At 68.6% G+C, this 21361-nt stretch carries 12 protein-coding genes; 10 read left to right on the plus strand and 2 right to left on the minus strand.

Annotated elements, in window-relative coordinates; genetic code table 11:
* Positions 1–871: 871 nt before the first annotated feature.
* Positions 872–1849: a LacI family DNA-binding transcriptional regulator gene (locus ACP93_RS04580; protein WP_255347927.1), complete on the minus strand. Its 978-nt coding sequence runs from the start codon at positions 1847–1849 to the stop codon at positions 872–874.
* 402 nt (positions 1850–2251) lie between these two features.
* Between ACP93_RS04580 and ACP93_RS04585 the strand changes: the two genes are divergently transcribed.
* The 7 genes from ACP93_RS04585 (at position 2252) to ACP93_RS04615 (ending at position 14314) form a co-directional block, all read left to right on the plus strand.
* Complete coding sequence (locus ACP93_RS04585) at positions 2252–5383, plus strand: TonB-dependent receptor (RefSeq protein WP_048489594.1); 3132 nt, start codon at positions 2252–2254, stop codon at positions 5381–5383.
* 95 nt (positions 5384–5478) lie between these two features.
* Positions 5479–6237, plus strand: a complete 759-nt coding sequence (locus ACP93_RS04590; protein WP_048489699.1) for a SapC family protein — start codon at positions 5479–5481, stop codon at positions 6235–6237.
* 20 nt (positions 6238–6257) lie between these two features.
* Positions 6258–7259, plus strand: a complete 1002-nt coding sequence (locus tag ACP93_RS04595; protein ID WP_082143375.1) for a cupin-like domain-containing protein — start codon at positions 6258–6260, stop codon at positions 7257–7259.
* Between the two features lie 13 nt (positions 7260–7272).
* Positions 7273–8802, plus strand: a complete 1530-nt coding sequence (locus ACP93_RS04600; RefSeq protein WP_048489596.1) for a tryptophan halogenase family protein — start codon at positions 7273–7275, stop codon at positions 8800–8802.
* A 55-nt stretch (positions 8803–8857) separates the two neighbouring features.
* Complete coding sequence (xylB, locus tag ACP93_RS04605) at positions 8858–10360, plus strand: xylulokinase (protein ID WP_048489597.1); 1503 nt, start codon at positions 8858–8860, stop codon at positions 10358–10360.
* Positions 10361–10404: 44 nt separating this feature from the next.
* The gene (gene xylA / locus ACP93_RS04610; RefSeq protein WP_048489598.1) at positions 10405–11739 is read left to right on the plus strand and encodes a xylose isomerase; all 1335 of its coding nucleotides are present in this window, start codon (positions 10405–10407) and stop codon (positions 11737–11739) included.
* A 22-nt stretch (positions 11740–11761) separates the two neighbouring features.
* On the plus strand, positions 11762–14314 hold the full coding sequence (locus ACP93_RS04615; RefSeq protein WP_048489599.1) for a glycoside hydrolase family 3 protein: 2553 nt from the start codon (positions 11762–11764) through the stop codon (positions 14312–14314).
* 14 nt (positions 14315–14328) lie between these two features.
* Here the strand turns inward: ACP93_RS04615 and ACP93_RS04620 are convergent, their stop codons facing one another.
* Positions 14329–15387, minus strand: coding sequence for a LacI family DNA-binding transcriptional regulator (locus ACP93_RS04620; protein ID WP_048489600.1), 1059 nt, complete (start codon positions 15385–15387; stop codon positions 14329–14331).
* Positions 15388–15498: 111 nt separating this feature from the next.
* Here ACP93_RS04620 and ACP93_RS04625 point away from each other — a divergent pair, with 111 nt between their 5' ends.
* The 3 genes from ACP93_RS04625 to ACP93_RS04635 are packed head-to-tail and all read left to right on the plus strand — an operon-like array spanning position 15499 to position 21310.
* Positions 15499–17643, plus strand: coding sequence for an alpha-glucuronidase family glycosyl hydrolase (locus tag ACP93_RS04625; RefSeq protein ID WP_053069693.1), 2145 nt, complete (start codon positions 15499–15501; stop codon positions 17641–17643).
* Positions 17640–19619 carry a sialate O-acetylesterase gene (locus ACP93_RS04630; RefSeq protein WP_048489602.1) on the plus strand — a complete coding sequence of 660 codons (1980 nt, stop codon included), beginning with the start codon at positions 17640–17642 and terminating at the stop codon, positions 19617–19619. The genes ACP93_RS04625 and ACP93_RS04630 overlap by 4 nt, the downstream gene beginning before the upstream one ends.
* Positions 19619–21310 (plus strand): glycoside hydrolase family 43 protein, encoded by a 1692-nt coding sequence (locus ACP93_RS04635; protein WP_048489603.1) that lies wholly within the window; start codon positions 19619–19621, stop codon positions 21308–21310. The genes ACP93_RS04630 and ACP93_RS04635 overlap by 1 nt, the downstream gene beginning before the upstream one ends.
* The last annotated feature ends 51 nt before the right edge of the window (positions 21311–21361 follow it).

Genomic DNA, 21361 nt, shown 5'->3' on the forward strand with positions numbered 1-21361 from the left:
TGCCGCTGCCGCTGCCGCTGCCGCTGCTGTTGTTGTTGTTGTTGTTGTTGTTGCTGCTGTTGCTCGTGCTTTTGCCGTGGCTTTGGCTTTTGACTTACCGGGTTCCCTTCCGAAGCGGCGGCCGGCCCGGGGAAAAACCCCGAAGGGGCGGCGCACATGGATGTGCGCCGTTCGCGGCAGGGGCAGGATGCCCCTTCCGCGAATCCCCGGGGTGGACGCGGACCCGGAGCGCGTTAGCGCGGAGGGCGCGAGGCAGGGTGTGCTTTCTTTTGGTTACTTTTCTTTGCACAAGCAAAGAAAAGTAACTCGCCGCAAGGCGAAAGCTTTGCTCGTGCTCTTGCTGCTGCGGCTGGGTTGCAGAAGCGGCTTCAGCCGCGACCAACGCTCGGTAATGCTGTCGCGGCTGAAGCCGCTGCTACGGTCTCTCTCACCTGACACTCAAGCTTGAAGCAACAGCAAAGGCTTTCGCCCTTTCGGGCGAGTTACTTTTCTTTGCTCGCGCAAAGAAAAGGTAACCAAAAGAAAGCGCGCCCTGCCTACGCGCCCTCCGCGCTGCGCGCTCCGGGTCCGCGAACCAGACGGGATCCGCGGAAGGGGCATCCTGCCCCTGCCGCGGACGGCGCACATCCCTGTGCGCCGCCCTTCGGGTGTTTCCCGCCTGGTTCGCCGCTTCGGAAGGGAACCCGGTAAGTCAAAAGCCAAAGCGACAGCAACAGCAACATCAGGAGCAACAACAACAACAACAACAACGGCAACGGCAACGGCAAGAGCAAGAGCGATGGAAAAGACTCGACTACCGTGCGCAAGCATGAGATGCAGCCGCAAGCGGACGCTGCGCCATCTTCCCAGTCTCGAGCCCGACGCTATGAAACTAGCGAACCGACAGCGGCCGCAACACCGAATCGCGCGAGACCAGTCGATGCGGCACCACATGATCGACATAAGCGTGCTCGGAACCAGCCGCCTGCCGGATCTCCCGCAGCAGCACGTCGATCGCCGTGTCGGTCATGTCCGCCACCGGTTGATGGATGGTGGTCAGTTCTGGCCACACCATCGTCGATGCCGACGTGTCGTCGAATCCCACCACCGACAGATCCTCCGGCACCTTCAGACGGCGGCGATGCGCCACCGACACCACCGCCGAGGCCATGTCGTCGTTGCTCGCGAAAATCGCGCTGGGGCGCTGCTGCAGCGCCAACAACCGTTCGGCCGCCTCCAGTCCGGCGCGATAGGTGAAGTCGCCGGGCTGCACCAGCGCGTCGTCATAGTCGATGCCCGCATCCGCCAGTGCATCCCGGTAGCCCTGCCAGCGGTGCGCACTGGCCGTCTGGTTCGGGTCGCCGGTGATGTAGCCGATGCGGGTGTGCCCGTGCGCGATCAGGTGCGACACCATGTCATGGCTGGCACGGCGGTCGTCGATGCGCACGCAGGAGACCCTGTCGCTGAACCGGCCTGACGCGATGGAGACGACGGGAATCCCGGCGTCGGCGAACACGGCGACGATCGCCTTCGATTCGCACAGCGGCGCCGGCAGGATCACTCCCGCCACGCTGCTGCAGAGCGTGCGCGCGGCGGCGCGACGCGCCCGCGGACCCAGTCCATCCCAGGTGGCGATCACCAGTTGCGCCGCCACGCGGGTGGACCCGCGCAGCGCGCCGACCAGCAGTTCGCGCAGATAACTGGAGCTGGGATTGGTGTAGATCAACGCGATGCAGGTGTGCTGCGCCGCGGCGAGCGCGCTGGCCGCCGGGTTGGGCCGGTAATCCAGTGCGCGCACGCTGCGCATCACCCGCTCGCGGGTGCTTTCGCGCACGCCGGCGTGCCCATGGGTGACGCGCGAGACGGTCATGGGCGAGACGCCCGCATGCGCCGCGACGTCGTCGATGGTGATGGCGCTCGCTTTTCGACGCAGCGTTTTGGGGGTGTTCTTCAAGGAATGCGTTCCTTTGTTGCGACGCATGATGACAAGCGAGGTCCCGGATGCGTAGTCTGCGGTCGACGCGATGATAGCGCTATCAATCAGCGACAGTCGGGCTCGGGGGGAGCCTTTATCGCGCGTCGTCTGGCAATCCTGAAACGGAGTTTTGAATCGCAGCGAACGCTCAGCGCGCTGCGATGTTCGGCGTGGAAGACGGGCATCGCCCGTGCGTGCCTCTTGGGGGAGGGGCGGTACATCCATCGATCGCATGTCAGAGGGGAGAGTCATGAGCGCTTCTATGTTTCGTCGCACGCCAGACCTGAGGGCTCGTCCATGAGCCGTGCACTGGCGAAGTTCAAATCCACGGCCATGTTCACCTTCGTCGGTGGCGTCCTGGTCATCAATCCCGCCTTCGCACAGGACGCCACGACGCCGGCGCCTGCCGCGCAGCAGCAGGCCCAGAGCAGCCCGACGCAGCTGGACACCGTCCAGGTCACCGGCCTGCGCAACAGCCTGAGCCAGGCGATGGACATCAAGCGCGACGCCGCGGGCGTGGTGGATGCCATCAGTGCCGAGGACATCGGCAAGTTCCCCGACACCAACCTGGCCGAGTCGCTGCAACGCATCACCGGCATCTCCATCGAGCGACGCGACGGCGAAGGCGCCCAGGTCACCGCGCGCGGCTTCGGTCCGCAGTTCAACATGGTGACGCTCAACGGGCGGCAGATGCCGGGCGCCGATGCGTTCGGTGCCGCCGGGCAGGTCGCCATCGGCGGCGTCGATGGCGGCACCCGCGCCTTCAACTTCGCCCAGCTTGCGGCCGAGGCGATCAACGGCATCGAGGTCTACAAGACCAGCCAGGCCAACATGCCCAGCGGTGGCATCGGCGCTACCATCAACATCCTGACCGCGCGCCCGTTCGACCATCAGGGCATCGTCGCCAGTGCCGGCGCCAAGGCCGTCTCCGACCGCAGCCAGCCGTTCGATAACGACATCACCCCGGAACTGTCCGGCATCTTCAGCTACAGCAATCCGGACAAGACCTTCGGCGTCGGCGTGAGCGCGAGTTACCAGAAGCGCAAGGGCGGCTCGGTGCAGGCCACCGAGAACTACTGGAACGTGCAGCCGTGGACCGGCTCGATGCCCGGCAACCCGACGGTGGTCAATGCGCCGCAGGTCGGTGCGCTGTACGCCCGCCCGAACGACCTGCGCTATGCGTTCTCCGAGTTCGAACGCGAGCGCGTCAACGGCCAGGCGGTGCTGCAGTTCGCGCCCACCGACAGCCTGACCCTGACCCTGGACTACACCTATTCGACCAACGAGATCACCGAGAATCGTGGCGAGCAGGGCATGTGGTTGCAGAACAGCAACTACACCGACGTGACCTTCGATACCAGCGGTGCGGTGGCTGTGCCGACCTATATCCGCGAAATCGCCGGCACCAAGGATTTCGGCCTCGAGCAGCAGCGCAGCATGCAGAAGTACAAGCTGGGTTCGCTCGGTCTGAACGCGGTCTGGAACGTGACCGATCGGCTCAAGCTCAGTTTCGACGCACACGACTCGAAGAACGAGAGCCGCCCGAACGATCCGCTGACCGGCGGCGGTTCCATCTTCATGAGCATCGCCGGCACCAACAACTGCACCACCGGTCCGCACTGTGGCGGCTCCTGGGTGCAGGAACTGAACTTCAACAACGGCCTGCCGATCGGCACCCAGGTCTGGTATCCGAGCGACGCCGCCGCCGCGGCCAAGGCCAATGGCGTGGTCAACCCGGGCTTCGTGCCGGGCGAGATCGGTTCGCAGGTGCTGCGGGTCAACTCGCAGAGCCAGATCAGCCAGATCAAGCAGGCCCGCGTCGACGGCGAGTGGAGCTTCGACCAGGGCCGCTTCCAGTTCGGCGTGGACAGCAGCAAGTCCAGCACCCATCGCATCCAGGCGGCCGAGGCGTATTCCACCCTGGGCGACTGGGGCGTGGCCAACGTCGACCGCGATACCGCCGGCGGCCTGATGAACCTGATGCAGCCGGTCAACATCATCGGCCTGTTCCATGACTACAGCGGCAGCAGTTGGCCCGCATGGCGGGGCGATGCCGGCCGGCTCGCGGAGTGGGCGGCCAGCCAGTACGGCGTCGGCCTGGGCGTGAGCCCGCAGCGTGCCGCCGACAACTTCGTGGAGGAGAAGACCCGCTCGGCGTATTTCCAGGTCGAGCTGGATGGCGAGTTGGCCGGTCGGCGCACCAACACCCGCCTGGGCGTGCGCTACGAGACCACCGATGTGGTGTCGACCTCGGTCATCGCCACGCCCGAAGCGATCCAGTGGCAGTCCAACAACGACTTCCGCGTGGTGCTGTCCAACGAGCAGCAACCCTTCAGCGAAAAGACCACGTACAGCTACATCCTGCCGAACCTGGATTTCAGCATCGATCTCACCGACACGCTGAAGGGCCGCGTTTCGTTCGGCAAGAGCATCGCGCGCGCGCCGATCGGCAATCTCTATGCCGGCCCCGGGGCGCAGCAGCCGTTCGGGTCGGTGCTGATCGATCCGTCCTCGCGCGCCAGCGGCACGGCACAGAACCCGGCACTGAAGCCGCTGGAGTCCGACAACCTCGACCTGGCGCTGGAGTGGTACTTCGCCGACGCCAGCTACCTGTCGGTGACGTACTGGAACAAGTCCGTCAACAACTTCATCGGCAACACCGTGGTGCAGGAGAATCTGTACGGCCTGCGCGATCCCACTTCGGGTCCGGACGCGAAGTCGGCGTTGGCGTTCCTCACCAGCGGCGCCTGTCTCGCCCAGGTCGGCCCGGCCAACGCGGCGGCCTGCTCGGCCAACGATACCTCCCTGTTCACCGCGCTGGCCCTGCTGCGCAACAACCCGGCCGGCCTGGCCGCCTACAACGGCACCGGCGCGCAGGTGCTGGCGACCGAAGCGGCCTACGATCTCTACGGCGAGGCCGACGATCCGTTGTACGAGTTCAACGTCAACCGTCCGATCAACCAGAACCAGGCCAAGCTGCATGGCTGGGAACTGGGCGGGCAGTACTTCCTTGGCGACACCGGGTTCGGCATCCTCGCCAACTACACCATCGTCAAAGGCGACGTCGGTTACGACAATGGTGGCGATCCGAGCATCGACCAGTTCGCGCTCACCGGCCTGAGCGACACCGCCAATGCGGTGCTGATGTACGAAAAGTACGGCTGGTCGGTACGCCTGGCCTGGAACTGGCGCGACCAGTACCTGATCCTGGCCAACCAGGGCACCAGCCGCAATCCGTACTATGTGGAACCGTATGAGCAGTGGGACCTCAGCGTGAACTACACGTTGAACGACAACTGGTCGTTCGGCCTGGAGGCGATCAACCTGACCGGCGAGGACGTGCGCTGGCGCTCGCGCACCTCGCAGATGATCGTGAAGCTGGCCGACCAGAGTCCGCGGTATATGCTGGGCGTGCGCTACAAGTTCTGAGGAAGGCGAAGAGGATCTCTTCGCATGTCGCCACGGATGCCGCCGCTGTCGCGGCGGCATCTCGTGCAAGGCTCCAACCGGGAGTGCGCACCACCATGCCGCGTTACGAAATGCTCAACAACATCGCGCACCGCGACCTGCGCGTGGCCACCGACTTCGGCCCCGAGTTCGGCGACGCGGTGGGCATGCTGCCGGCCTATCCGAGCGAGTTCGCCGAGTTGCAGCGCGAGTATCCGATCTTCCTGCGCAAGGACCCGGCGACCGGCGCATGGCAGTCCGTGGCGCTGCTGGGGTTCGAACAGCACGAGAATCTGTTCCTGCACGAGCGGCGCTGGACGGCCTCGTATCTGCCCGGGGCGGCGGCCAAGGGGCCGTTCCTGATCGGCTTCCAGGAGCAGAGGATCGACGGCGTGCTCAGCCAGGAAGCGGTACTGCACGTGGACATGGAGCATCCGCGGGTGACGGCGATGCAGGGCGAGCCGGTGTTCCTGCCGCAGGGCGGCAACACGCCCTATCTCGACCACATCGCCGGGGTGCTGCGCGGCATTCACGAGGGCCATGCGTTCGGCGCGGACATGTTCGCCGCGCTCGATGCACAGGGGCTGATCCAGCCGGTGTCGCTCGACGTGCAACTCGATGCGCAGCATCGCGTCGGCGTCAACGGCCTGCATGCGATCGACCGCGAACACCTGGCCGAGCTGGACGGCGCCGCGCTGGCCGCGCTCAACCGCGCCGGCTATCTGGAAGGCGCGTACCTGATGCTGGCCTCGCTGCACAACATGCGCCGCCTGATCGCCGAGAAACAGCGGCGCCTGCGCGTGCAGGATGCCGCCGGCGCGGCAGGCAGGAACTGAGCGTGGCGGACGGCGGGGCCATGCGGACACTGGAGGGCGTGCAGCCCACGGCCCTGCCATTGCAGGCGCTGGCGGCGGCGGGGGAGCCGGTGGTGTTGCGCGGCATCGCGCGCGACTGGGGCCTGGTCCAGGCCGGGCTACGCTCCACGCAGGACGCACTGGCCTACCTGCGCGGTTTCGATGCAGGCGTGCCGGTTCCGTATTCCTTCGGCGAACCCGGGATCGAGGGGCGCCCGTTCTACAACGCAGACTTCACCCAATTGAATTTCGAGGTCCGCCGCGGGCCGCTCGCACAGGTGCTGGACGCGATCGCCGCGACCTTCGAGGACCCGCGGCCGCCCACCTACTATGTCGCGTCGTTGCCGATCGAGCGGGCGCTGCCGGGGTTCGCGCAGGCCAACGATGCCGGCCTGGCCGGGCAGGGTATCGATGCGCCGGCCAGCATCTGGATCGGCAACCGGGTCACCGCCTCCTGCCATTTCGACACGCCGGACAACCTGGCGTGCTGTGCCGTGGGCCGGCGCCGCTTCACCCTGTTTCCGCCGGAGCAGATCGACAACCTGTACCCGGGGCCGCTGGAACCCACGCCGGGCGGCCAGGTGGTGAGCGTGGTGGATGTCGATCGCCCCGACTTCGCGCGCCACCCGCGCTTCCGCGATGCCCTCGCCAGCGCGCAGCACGCCGAGCTGGAGCCGGGCGATGCGCTCTTCATCCCGAGCATGTGGTGGCACCACGTACGCAGCCTGGCGCCATTCAACGTGCTGGTGAACTACTGGTGGCGCAGTGCGCCGGCCTTCCTGCCCTCGCCGCTGACGGCGCTGCAGCACGCGATGTGGGCACTGCGCGATCTGCCGGCGCGCGAGAAGCAGGCCTGGGCGAAGCTCTTCGACTACTACGTGTTCGGTCCCGGCGAACGTGCAGGCCAGCACCTGCCCGAGGCCGCCCGGGGCGAGCTGGCCCCGTTCGACGAGGCACGGGCGCGCCGCACGCGCGCGCAGTTGCTGGCGCGGCTCAATCGCTGATGGGGATCTTGTCGTGAACCTTGCCACCACAACGGACGGACGTATCCGCAAGGTCGTCATCGCCGGCGGCGGCACCGCGGGCTGGCTCGCCGGCTGCGCGCTGGCCCACCAGTTCCGCGATCGCCTGGACATCACCCTGGTGGAGTCCGAGCAGATCGGCACGGTGGGCGTCGGCGAGTCGACCGTGCCGCCGATCCGCACCTTCCACCGTTTCCTGCAGATCGACGAGCAGGAGTTCCTGCGCGCCGTGGCCGGCACGTTCAAGCTGTCGATCTCGTTCGAACATTGGCGCCGCCCCGGCGATCGCTTCATCCATCCGTTCGGCACGATCGGGCAGGGCACCTGGGCCACGCCGTTCCATCACTTCTGGCTGGACAGCCTGCGCCGCGGCATGCCGTCGGACCTGGGCGATTTCTGCCTGGAAAGCGTCGCCTCGCGTGCGGACCGGTTCTCGCTGGACACCCAGCCGCAGGTCAACTACGCCTATCACTTCGATGCCGCGCTCTACGCGAAATTCCTGCGCAAGAAGGCCGAAGCGCACGGCCTGCGCCGGGTGGAAGGCCAGATTCGCGAAGTGCGGCAGCACGCGCACGACGGGTCCGTCGCGTCGCTGCTGCTGGAAGACGGGCAGGTCATCGAAGGCGACCTGTTCATCGACTGCACCGGCTTCCGTGGCCTGCTGACCGAGCAGACCCTGCACACCGGCTACGAGGACTGGCACGAGTGGTTGCCCAGCGATCGTGCCGTCGCGGTGCAGACCGAGGCGGTTGCGCCGCCGGTGCCGTATACCCGCGCCATCGCGCACGAGGCCGGGTGGCGCTGGCATATCGCGCTGCAGCACCGGGTCGGCTGCGGACTGGTGTTCTCCAGCCGCCACATGTCCGACGACGAGGCGCACGCCAAGCTGCTGCGCGACGTCGACGGCCCGCCGCTGCGAGATCCCTGGCTGGTACCGTTCCGCAGCGGACGCAGGTTGCAGGCGTGGAACAAGAATGTGGTGGCGCTGGGTCTGGCCAGCGGCTTCATCGAGCCGCTGGAATCGACCAGCATCCACCTGACCATCAGCGCCGTGGTGCGCCTGATCCAGTTGTTTCCGCACGAGGGCATCAGCCCGGCGCTGGTGGAGCTGTACAACACGGTCAGCCGCCAGGAGATGGAGCACGTACGCGACTTCATCATCCTGCACTACCACGCCACCCAGCGCGGCGAGCCGATGTGGAAGGCATGCCGCGAGATGGCGCTGCCCGAGTCGCTGGGGATCCGTTTGCGCGCCTGGCGCGAGCGCGCGCATGCCTGGCAGGACCCGGGCGAACTGTTCCGCGTGGATTCCTGGACCAGCGTGTTGCTGGGGCAGGGCATCCAGCCGGGACCGCCGCATCCGCTGGCCGCCGCCATCGACGACGCGGATCTGCGCACGCTGTTGACGCGGATCCGGCAGCCGCTGCAGCAGGCGAGCGCGGCGATGCCGTCGCAGGCCGAATTCATCGAACGCTATTGCAAAGCGGCGCCCGACGTCTGGCAACGAGGCGTTTCCCTGGCGTAACGGCGCACACGCTGTCGTCGAAAAATGATAGCGCTAACTAGAAGGCGGGTACGACGTGGAAGATCGGGAACTGGTGGCCGGAATCGATGCGGGAACGCAGAGCCTGAAGGTCGTGGTCTATGACCCGGTCGGGCTTAGCGTCGTGGCCAGCAGCAGTGCGCCGCTGAGCCTGGATGCCGCCGCCGACGGCAGCCGCGAACAGCGGCCGGCCGACTGGGTCGCGGCCCTGCAGGCCTGCTTCCAGGCGATCGATCCGTCGCTGCGTTCGCGCCTCGCCGCGCTGGCGGTGTCGGGCCAGCAGCACGGCTTCGTGCCGGTCGATGCGGCAGGCGAGGTGCTGGCGCCGGCCAAACTGTGGTGCGACACCAGCACCTCGGCCGAGTGCACACAGATCATGGACGCGGTCGGCGGTGCGGCGCGCACCATCGCATTGGCGGGCAATCCGATCCTCGCCGGCTATACCGCCTCCAAGCTGCCGTGGACCAGGGCGCACCGGCCCGATGCCTACGCGCGCCTCGCCACGATCCTGCTGCCGCACGACTACCTCAACTTCGTGCTGACCGGCCAGCGCTTCTGCGAGTACGGCGACGCATCGGGCACGGGCTGGCTGGATGTGCGCACCCGCACCTGGTCGACCGAGCTGCTGCGCGCCACCGATCCGCAGCGCGATCTGGCGGACTGCCTGCCGCGCTTCGCCGCGCCTGACGCATTGTTCGGCATCGACCCGGCCGCTGCCCACCTGCTTGGCGTGCCGACGACGCTGAAGGTTGCCGTCGGCGGCGGCGACAACATGACGGCGGCGATCGGCACCGGCTGCGTCGTCCCCGGCCGCCTGGCGATGAGCCTGGGCACCTCGGGCACCTTGTTCGCCTACTCCGACACGCCGGTGGTCGATCCGGACGGCGCGTGGGCCGCCTTCTGCTCGTCCACCGGCGGCTGGCTGCCGCTGATTTGCACGATGAACTGCACCGTGGCGACCGAACAGGTTGCCGCCGCGTTCGGTTTCAGCACCCGCGACGGCGATGCGCATCTGCACGCCACCGCGCCCGGCGCCGACGGACTGGTGATGCTGCCGTTCCTCAATGGCGAGCGCACGCCGGACCTGCCGTTGGGCAAGGGCATGCTGGCGGGCCTGGACCCGCACAACATGACCCCGGCCCACCTCTATCGCGCGGCGATGGAAGGGGCGACCTACAGCCTGAAGTACGGCTTCGACGCGTTTGTGCGTGCCGGCATGCAGTTCGACCGCATCGTGCTGACCGGCGGCGGCAGCAACAGCGGCGCGTGGCGGCAGCTGGTGGCCGACGTGTTCGGCCTGCCGGTGGACGTGCCGACGCAGCCGGAAGGCGCGGCCTTCGGTGCGGCCTTGCAGGCGCTGTGGGCCGTCGGCCTGGCACGCGGTGATGCCGCCTCGATCGCCGACATCGCGCAGCGGCATGTGGCGGTGGATCCGCAGCTGTCCGCCCGCCCGGATCCGGCGCGCACCCCCGCCTATGCCGCGGCCTATGCGCGCTTCCTGCGCCATCTCGACGCCTGCATGTCGCTGTTCCGCGGCTGATTTCCCGTTTCGCACGCCCTCCCACCACGACAGGACCCCGCACCATGCACACCCAGCCCTTCATCGGCGCCAAGGAATATTTCCCGGGCATCGGCCGCATCCTGTTCGAAGGCCGTGGCTCGGACAACCCGCTGGCCTTCAAGGTCTATGACCCGAACAAGGTCATCGGCGGCAAGACCATGCAGGATCACCTGCGCTTCGCGGTGTGCTACTGGCACACCTTCTGCAACGCCGGGCAGGATCCGTTCGGCCCGGGCACGCGCCACTTCCCGTGGGAGGTCGGCGCGCCGATGGCCAGCGCCGAGGCGAAGGTGGATGCGGCGTTCGAGTTCTTCACCAAGCTCGGCGTGCCGTACTGGTGCTTCCACGACATCGACCTGGCGCCCGACGCCGACGATGCCGCGCAGTACGAGAAGAACCTCAAGCACATGGTGGGTCTGGCCAAGGCGCGCCAGGACGCGACCGGGATGAAGCTGCTGTGGGGCACGGCCAATCTGTTCTCGCATCCGCGCTACATGAACGGTGCCGCGACCAATCCCGATTTCGCCGTGGTGGCGCGCGCCGCCGTGCAGGTGAAGGCGGCGCTGGAGGCGACGGTGGAACTGGGCGGCGAGCATTACGTGTTCTGGGGCGGCCGCGAAGGCTATGCCTCGCTGGTCAACACGCAGATGAAGCGCGAACTCGAGCATTTCGCGCGCTTCCTGACCATGGCGCGCGATTACGGCCGCAGCATCGGCCTGAAGGGCAACTTCCTGATCGAGCCCAAGCCGATGGAGCCGATGAAGCACCAGTACGATTTCGACAGCGCGACGGTGGCGGGCTTCCTGAAGCAGCATGGGCTGGACAAGGACTTCAAGCTCAACATCGAGGCCAACCACGCCACGCTCTCCGGCCACACCTTCGAACACGATCTGCAGGTCGCCGCCGACCACGGCCTGCTGGGCAGTATCGACGCCAACCGCGGCAACGCGCAGAACGGCTGGGATACCGACCAGTTCCCGACCGACCTGTACGACACGGTCGGCGCCATGCTGGTGGTGCTGCGCCAGGGCGGCCTGGAGGGCGGCCTGAACTTCGACGCCAAGGTGCGTCGCGAGTCCACCGAGCTCGAGGATCTGTTCATTGCCCACATCGGCGGCATGGACGCGTTCGCCCGCGGGCTGGAAGTGGCCCACGCGCTGCTCAACGACTCGCCCTGGGAGCAGTGGCGCCAGGAGCGCTATGCCAGCTTCGACAGTGGGGCCGGCGCACAGTTCGCGCGTGGCGCGCTCGGCCTCGCCGAGCTGGCCGCATTGGGAGCGAAGGGCGGCGAGCCGCGGCAGATCAGCGGCCGCCAGGAGCGCTACGAGAACCTGATCAACCAATACCTGCTGCGCTGAGCGCGGCGGCAAGGAGAGCGCCGTGACCGATACCCGTTCCACACCCAACCAAGGTGCGCTGCTGGCCGCGCTGTTGCTCGCGCTTGCCGTGTGCAAGGGCGATGTCCAGGCCGCGGCGCCTGCCGCGGCGGAGGCCAGCCCCTGGCCCAACGTGCGCTGGCCGCTGCCCGAGGATCCCGCGCTGGAACAGCGCCTCAGCGATCTGATCGCCACCATGACGGTGGAGGAGAAGGTCGGCCAGTTGGTGCAGGGCGATATCGGCAGCCTCACTCCGGAAGATGTGCGCAACTATCGGCTGGGGTCGATCCTGGCCGGCGGCAATTCCGACCCCGGCGGCCGCTACGATGCCGCGCCAGCCGAATGGCTGGCGCTGGCCGATGCGTTCTATGCCGCGTCGATGGATACCTCGGGGGGCGGCAAGGCGATTCCGGTGTTGTTCGGCATCGACGCGGTGCACGGGCAGAGCAACATCGTCGGCGCCACGCTGTTTCCGCACAACATCGGCCTGGGCGCGACGCGCAATCCGCAATTGCTGCGGCGGATCGGCGAAATCACCGCGCTGGAGACCCGTGCCACCGGCATGGAGTGGACCTTCGCGCCGACCGTGGCGGTGCCGCAGGACGACCGCTGGGGGCGCACCTACGAGGGCTATTCGGAATCGTCCGCGGTGGTGGCCAGCTACGCCGGCGCGATGGTCGAGGGACTGCAGGGCAAGGTGGGAACGCCGGACTTCCTCGATGGCCGCCATGTGATCGCCTCGGTCAAGCACTTCCTGGGCGATGGCGGCACCACCGACGGTCGGGACCAGGGCGACACCAGGATCGGTGAGGCCGAGCTGGTCCGCATCCACGCCGCCGGCTATCCCCCGGCGATCGCCGCGGGTGCGCAGACCGCGATGGCCTCTTTCAACAGCGTCAACGGCGAAAAGATGCACGGCCACAAGGCCTACCTGACCGACGCGTTGAAGGGGCGCATGCACTTCGGCGGCGTCGTGGTCGGCGACTGGAACGGCCACGGGCAGGTCAAGGGCTGCACCCCGACCGATTGCCCCGCCACCATCAACGCCGGCCTGGACATGGCCATGGCGTCGGACAGTTGGAAGGGCTTCTACACGACCACGCTGGCGGCGGCGAAGAACGGCACCATAACCCCGCAACGTCTGGACGATGCGGTGCGCCGGATCCTGCGGGTCAAGATGCGGCTGGGCCTGTTCGAGGCGGGCAAGCCCTCGTCGCGCACGGTCGGTGGCCAGTTCGCGCTGATCGGCGCACCGGCGCATCGCGCGGTGGCGCGGCAGGCCGTGCGCGAGTCGCTGGTGCTGCTGAAGAACCAGGGCGGCGTGCTGCCGCTGTCGCCGAAGCAACGCATCCTGGTGGCCGGCGACGGCGCCAACGACGTCGGCAAGCAGGCCGGCGGCTGGACGCTGAACTGGCAGGGCACCGGCACCACCCGCAAGGACTTCCCGAACGCGGACAGCATCTACGAGGGTTTCGCGCAGCAGGCCAAGGCCGCAGGTGGCGAGGCCGTGCTTTCGGTCGACGGCACGTACACGACCAAACCTGACGTGGCCGTGGTGGTGTTCGGTGAGAACCCGTATGCGGAGTTCCAGGGCGATCGGCCGACCCTGGCCTACAAGCCGGGCGACGACACCGACCTGGCGCTGCTCAAGCGGCTCAAGGCCGACGGCATTCCGGTGATCGCGGTGTTCCTCAGCGGGCGCCCGCTGTGGGTCAACCGCGAACTCAATGCGGCCGACGCCTTCGTGGCAGCGTGGCTGCCCGGCTCGGAAGGCGCGGGTATCGCCGACGTGTTGCTGCGCACTGCGCAGGGCAGCGTGCAGCACGACTTCAAGGGCAAGCTGAGCTTCAGTTGGCCGCGCACGGCCACGCAATACGCCAACAACGTGGGGCAGCAGGGCTACGACCCGCTGTTCGCCTTCGGCTTCGGCCTGCGCTATGCCGACAACGGCAACCTGGCCAGGTTGCCGGAAGTCTCCGGCCTCACCGGCAACGAAGGTGCGGCCGGGGTGTTCTTCGTCCGCGGCGCGGCCGGTCCCGGCATGGCGCTGCGCCTGGAAGGCAGTACCGGGCAGGGCGTGACCGTCACCCGCGTGCCGGAATCGCTCGATGGCGCGCTGCTCAAGGTCACCGGCGTGGATCACCTGGCGCAGGAAGATGGCCGCCGCCTCGCCTGGTCAGGCGGACGCGAGGCGGTAGTCGCGCTGCAGTCGCATACGCCGCTGGACCTGCAGCGCGAGAGCAACGGCGACCTGATGCTGGTGACCACGCTGCGCGTCGACGCCGCACCGCGGGGCGAGGCGTGGCTGGCGGTCGGATGCGGCAGCGGCTGCACCGCGCGGGTGGCGATCGGGTCGACGCTGGCAACGCTGCCGGTGGGCCAATGGAAGCGCGTGGGCGTGCCGCTCAAGTGCCTGGCGGCGGCCGGCGCGGATCTGAGCAAGCTGGATCGTCCGTGGGCATTGACCACGGCGGGAGCGATGACGCTCTCGGTGTCGCGGGTGGCGCTCGGCGCGTTGAACGAAGCGGAGGCCACCGTCGCATGCCCCAGCGCGTGAGCCTGCGTCCCGCGCTAGCACCCCTTGGGTGGGCTGGCGACCGAACCGCGCATCACCAGCCGGTGCGGGACCACGTGGTCGCTGGACACGCGCGCGTCGTCGCGCTTGCGGCGGATGCTGCGCAGCAGGATGTCGATGGCGGCATCGGCCATCGAGGCGATCGGTTGGTGGATGGTGGTGAGCTCCGGCCACACGGTGGTGGCGGCCGAGGTGTCGTCGAAGCCGACCACCGACAGGTCGCGCGGCACTTCCAGGCCGCGCCGGTGCGCGACGGAGATTGCCGCCGCGCCCATGTCGTCGTTGCTGGCGAAGATCGCGGTCGGCGGCCGCCGGTGCGACAGCAACTGTTCGGCGGCGGCCAACCCCGAGCGGTAGGTGTAGTCACCCTGCTGGACCAGGCCGGCTTCGACCTTCAGCCCGGCCTCCTGCAGGGCGGTGACGAAGCCCTCGTAGCGCCGCGCACTGGCGCTGAGATCGTGGCGCCCGCGGATGAAGCCGATGCGTCGATGGCCGTGTTGGATCAGATGTTCGGCCATCTCCTTGCCCGCGTGGAAGTCGTCGATGCGCACGCAGGAGATCGCGTCGCTGAGGCGTCCGGCGGCGATCGCGACCACCGGGATGCCGGCCTTCACCAGTTCGCTCACCGCCGCCTGCGATTCGCACAGCGGCGGCGGCAGGATCACCCCGTCCACGCGGCCGCCCAGGGCGCGCGCGGCCTTGCGCTCGGCGTCGGCGTCCAGGTCTTCCCAGTAGTGGATGACCAACTGGATGGCGGCATTGGAGGCGACGCGCAGCAGGCCGACCAGCAGTTCGCGCAGGTAGGCGCCGCTGGGGTTGGTGTAGATCAGCGCGATGCGCGTGTGCTGCGCAGCGGCCAGCGAACTGGCGGCCAGGTTGGGCGTATAGCCCAGCTCGCGCACCGCGCGCAGCACGCGCTCGCGGGTGGCATCGCGCACCTTGCCCTGGTTGATCGCGCGCGACACGGTCATCGGCGAGACCCCGGCCAAGGCTGCGACCTCGTCGATCGTCACCCCGCTGGTCTTGCGGCGGACCGCTTTCTTCGGCTTGTCCAAAACGCGTTCCCTTTGTTCTTCCTGACGCTGCCGCGCCGCGGGCACGCCTGCAGCTTACAAGGTTTGCTTGCTATGCCTGAGCGTCGTTCGCATGTCATGCGGTGTCACTGGATGGCGGGTGTCGCCATGGTGCTGATGGCCTGCGTGAGCAACGTGCGCGCGGAGGATGGCGCGGCGCTGTGGATGCGCTATCTGCCCGCGCAAGGCGCTGCGCTCACGACGGACGCGCGCATGCGCCTGGACGAAGTGGTGGCACCGGAGCAGACGCCGACGCAGCGTGCGGCGCGCGACGAACTGCTGCGTGGCCTCGCCGGCCTGCTGGGGCGCGCACCGGCGACGCGTGCGGCCACGACCGGCGATCACGCCGTGGTGCTGGGCACGCCGCAGTCGTCGCCAGCGCTCGCGCCGTTCCGCGAGGAGATCGCGTCGCTGGGCGAGGAGGGATACCTGCTCAAGCGCGCCCGCATCGACGGGCACACGGTGGTGCTGGTGGCCGCACGCCGGGACATCGGTGTGCTGTACGGGGTGTTCCATCTGTTGCGGCTGCTGCAGACCGGCGCGTCGCTGGACACGCTCGAGGTGCATGAGTCGCCACGGATCCAATTGCGCGTGCTCGACCATTGGGACGACCTGGATGGCCATGTCGAGCGCGGCTACGCCGGCCGTTCGTTGTGGGACTGGCAAAGCCTGCCGGAGTGGCGCGACCCACGCTACACGGACTACGCGCGCGCCAATGCCTCGCTGGGCATCAACGGCACGGTGCTGAACAACGTCAACGCCAACGCGCAGAGCCTGGCGCCGGCCTACCTCGACAAGGCCGCGGCGCTGGCGGACGTGTTCCGGCCCTACGGCATCCGCGTGTACCTGAGCGCACGCTTCAGCGCGCCCATCGAGCTGGGGGGATTGAAGACCGCCGATCCGCGCGACCCGGCCGTGCAGCGCTGGTGGCGCGACAAGGCCAGCGAAATCTACGCGCGCATTCCGGACTTCGGCGGCTTCCTGGTCAAGGCCAATTCGGAAGGCCAGCCCGGCCCGCAGGACTATGGCCGTTCGCATGCCGACGGCGCCAACCTGCTGGCCGATGCGCTGGCACCGCACGGCGGCGTGGTGATGTGGCGGGCGTTCGTCTACGCCCACGACGTGCCGGTGGACCGCGCCATGCAGGCGTACACCGAGTTCGTCGGCCTCGACGGCGCGTTCCGCCCGAACGTGATCGTGCAGGTCAAGAACGGGCCCATCGACTTCCAGCCGCGCGAGCCCTTCCATCCGCTGTTCGGCGCCATGCCGCACACGCCGCTGATGCTGGAATTCCAGATCACCAAGGAGTATCTCGGCTTCGCCACGCACCTGGTGTACCTGGGGCCGTTGTACGAGGAAGTGCTGCAGTCCAACACCCATGCTCGCGGCGCGGGCGCCACGGTGGCGGACGTGGTCGATGGCGCGCTGGAAGGCCATGCGCTGACCGGCATCGCTGGCGTGGCCAACATCGGCAACGATCGTACCTGGAGCGGTTCGCATTTCGACCAGGCCAACTGGTACGCCTTCGGCCGTCTGGCCTGGAATCCGCACCAATGCGCCCGCGCCATCGCCGCGGAATGGGCGGCGATGACCTTCTCGCCAGCGCCCGAGGTGGTGCAGCCCATCGTCGGGATGATGATGGCCTCGCGCGAGGCCGCGGTGAACTACATGACCCCGCTGGGCCTGCACCATCTGATGGCGCGCGGCCACCACTACGGCCCCGGTCCCTGGGTGGACGGCGGCCCACGCGCGGACTGGACGTCGGTGTACTACCACCGCGCCGATCGCGATGGCATCGGCTTCGACCGCAGCGCCCGCGGCAGCAACGCGGTGAGCCAGTACGCGCCCGAGGTCGCGGCCGTGTATGGCGACCTGGCGCGGGTGCCCGAGCCGCTGCTGTTGTGGTTCCACCACGTGCCGTGGGACCACCGCATGGCCTCCGGGCGGCCGTTGTGGGACGAACTGATCGGCCGCTATGGGCAAGGCGTGCGCCAGGTGCAGGACATGCAGGCCACCTGGGACGGCCTGCGCGGCGAGGTGGATGCCGAGCGGCATGCACAGGTGGCGGCCTTCCTGCGCATCCAGTTGCGCGAAGCGCAGTGGTGGCGCGATGCCAGCGTGGCCTACTTCCAGTCGGTGAGCGGACGGCCGTTGCCTGCAGGCGAAGCGCCGCCGCCGCATCCACTGGCCTGGTACCAGGCGCTGCAGTTTCCGTCCGCACCGGGAGATGGACGATGAAGCCGACCACGTTGAAGGGCTGGCTGCTGGCGGCGGCCTTGGCGTGCAGCGCCACGCCCTGCATGGCGCAGCACGCGGCGCTGCCGCTGTTGCATCCGCTGTTCCAGGATCACGCCGTGCTGCAGCGCGACCGGCCGCTGTCGGTGTGGGGCCACGCCGCGCCGGGTGCCACGGTGTCGGTGAGCTTCGTCCGGCAGTTCGTCACCACACGTGCCGATGCCGGCGGCCGCTGGCGTGCCACGCTCAAGCCGGTCGCCGCCGGAGGTCCTTACGATATGACGGTGCGCGCGGGACAGGAGCGCCAGGTCGTGCGCGAGGTACAGATGGGCGATGTGTGGCTGTGTTCCGGGCAATCGAACATGGAACTGCCAGTGTGGCGCGCACTGGATGCGAGCCGCGAACTGGCCGCGGCCACCCAGCCGGGCATCCGCCTGTTCACCGTGCCCAAGGCCGCGGCGGTGACGCCGCAGGATACGTTCGCGGCCGCCGTCGCGTGGCAACCCGCATCGCCGGAGACGGTGCGGGAGTTTTCCGCGGCCTGCTTCTACTTCGCACGCGAGTTGCAGAAGACGGTCAAGGTGCCGATGGGGTTGATCCAGGCGGCCTGGGGCGGTGCGCGGATCGAAGCGTGGACCAGCGCCGACGCCCTGCGTGCGCAGGGTGGCATGGACGAGGCGCTGGACGTGCTGGCGCTGTCTGCCACCGACCCCATCGCGGCGAGCGCGCGCTGGGGCCGGCATTGGCAGCAATGGTGGACCACGCGCGCCGGTGCCAGGCCGGGCGATACACCATGGCAGCCCGGCACGGAGAGCGCCGGGTGGCAAGACGCGCCGGCGGCGCTCGGCGCATGGGAGCGCTGGGGCGTGCCCGCGCTGGCCGACTACAACGGCATGGTCTGGTACCGCACGCAGGTCACCCTGACCGCCGCGCAGGCGGCGCAGGGCGCACGGCTGGTGCTGGGGCCGGTCGACGAAACCGATGTGACCTGGGTCAACGGCGTGGCCGTGGGCAGCCAGAACGCGCCGAGCGATCCACGCCGGTATGCGCTTGCGCCCGGCCTGTTGAGAGCGGGCCTCAACACGGTGGTCGTCAACGTGCTGGATACCTACGGCGAAGGCGGACTGGCAGGCCCGGCCAGTGCGAATGCCGTGGAATTGGCCGATGGCACGCGCATCGTCCTGGATGGACATTGGCAGTACCGCATCGCCGCCGATCCACAGGCGCCGCCGCTGGCGCCGTGGCATGCGGCCTCCGGCATGTCGACGCTGTACAACGGCATGATCGCGCCGCTGGGGAGTTTCGGGCTGCGCGGGATGCTGTGGTACCAGGGCGAATCCAACACCGGCGACGGCCCCACCTATGCGACGCGGCTGCGTGGCTTGCGCGATGACTGGCGCAAGCAGTTCGGCGCGGCGACGCCCTTGCTGGTGGTGCAGTTGGCCGGCTACGGTCGCCCGCCGCAGGCGCCGGTAGAGAGCGGCTGGGCGCAGGTGCGCGAGGCGCAACGCCGCGTTGCCGCGGAAGACCCGCACAGCGGCCTCGCGGTGGCCATCGATATCGGCGATGCCTACGACATCCATCCGCCGAACAAGCAGGAACTGGGGCGGCGCCTGGCGCGGGCGGCCCGTCACGTGGTCTATGGCGAACGCGCGCTGGCGCCGTCGGGCCCGATCCCTCGCAGGGCAACGCGCACGCAGGGCGCCGTGCGCATCGTCTTCGACGACGTCGACGGCAGCTTGGTCACGACTGGTGCGAACGGCCCCATCGGCTTCGAACTTTGCGATGCGCAGGCCCAGCACTGCCGCTATGCCGACGCCGCGCTGGACGGGCGCACCGTGGTCCTGCGCAGCCCGCAGGCCGCCTCCGCCGCGCGCGTGCGCTACTGCTGGGCCGACGGCCCGCTCTGCACGCTGCGCGACAGTGCCGGTGCGCCGGCGGGACCGTTCGAACTCCCACTTTCCGACGAGGTTCCCTGATGCGTTCGCTGCTCGCCACGGTCCTCCTGTTGCTGTCCGCTGCGCTGCAGCCGCTGTGGGCCGCGCCCGCGCCGCCGGTCTACTTCGACTGGTTCGACTACGCCGGGCACGACGCGGCCTTCGCTGCGCCGTTGCCGGCCGGGCACTACCGCAACCCGATCCTGGCCGGCTTCCACGCCGACCCGAGCATCGTCCGCGCGAACGGGCGGTTCTACCTGGTCAATTCCAGCTTCACCTACTTCCCCGGCATTCCGGTGTTCGAGAGCGTCGATCTGGTGCACTGGACACAGATCGGCAACGTGATCGACCGCCCAACGCAACTGGACTTCGATGGCCTGAGCGTGTCGCGCGGCATCTTCGCGCCGGCCATCGCCTACCACGACGGGATGTTCTACGTGGTCACCACCGCCGTGGACAGCGGCGGCAACTTCATCGCCACCGCGCGCGATCCCGCCGGGCCCTGGTCGGACCCGCACTGGCTGCCGGGCATCGGTGGCATCGATCCGTCGCTGTTCTTCGATGAAGACGGCCGCGTCTACCTGCTCAACAACGACGCGCCGCCCGGCCCGCCGCGCTACGACGGCCACCGCGCGATCTGGATGCAGCAACTCGACCTGGCGAGCTTCACCCCGGTGGGGCCGCGCAAGGTGCTGATCGACGGTGGGGTGGAGCCGGCAAAGAACCCGATCTGGATCGAGGGGCCGCATCTGTATCGACGCGAAGGCTGGTACTACCTCTCCGATGCCGAAGGCGGCACCGGGCCGCAGCACTCGCAGGTGGTACTGCGCAGCCGCGACGTGTGGGGGCCTTATGTGCCATACGCCGGCAATCCCATCCTCACCCAGCGCGACTTGCCCGACGACCGGTCGCTGCCGATCGCCAACGCCGGGCATGCGGACCTGGTGGAAGGGCCGGACGGTTCCTGGTGGGCGGTGTTCCTGGCCAGCCGCACCTACGACGTGCGCCACTACAACACCGGGCGCGAGACCTATCTGCTGCCGGTGCAGTGGCGCGACGGCTGGCCGCTGATCCTGCCGGCCGGGCAGGCCATCCCCTATGCGGTCCAGGCGCCGTCGTGGATGCAGGGCGAGGCGTCGCAGGCGCCTTCCACCGGCAACTTCATCGAGCGCGACGAATTCGACGCGCCGACGCTCGGCCGCGGCTGGTTGCGTGTGCGCGTGCCCAAGCGGGACTGGGCGGACCTGCGCACGCGCCCGGGTAGTCTGGCCGTGCATCCGTTGCCGGAGAACCTGGACACCTTGCGCAACCCGGCCTTCCTGGGGCGCCGCCAGCAGCACCTGCGCTTCGAGGCCAGCACCGCACTGACGCGGCCCGCGGCGGGCGTGGCGGCAGGGCTCGCGGCGTTCCAGAACGAGGCCTGGTGGTATTTCCTCGGCGTGCGCCGCGTGGGCCGCGATCGTGTGGTGGTCTTCCTCGAAGCGCGCGAGGGCAAGGGCGCGACCAGAACGCTGGCCAGCCGCGAACTGGACGCATCCAGCGCGCTGCGCCTGAAGATCGCCGGCGACGCCGGCAAGTATGCATTCGCGTTCGACGCCGGCACGGGGCAAGGCTGGCAGACCCTCGCCGACGACGTCGACGGGACGGTGTTGAGTACGGATCGTGCAGGCGGCTTCGTGGGCGCCCTGCTCGGTCCTTTCGCGCGCGACGAGCGCGCCTCGAGGAGCAAATGATGATGCGCAGGTCTTCCCTTCCTGGCGGCCGTCGTGGCCGCCTGTTCCGCA

Source organism: Xanthomonas sp. NCPPB 1128 (assembly GCF_001043115.1).
GTDB lineage: Bacteria > Pseudomonadota > Gammaproteobacteria > Xanthomonadales > Xanthomonadaceae > Xanthomonas_A.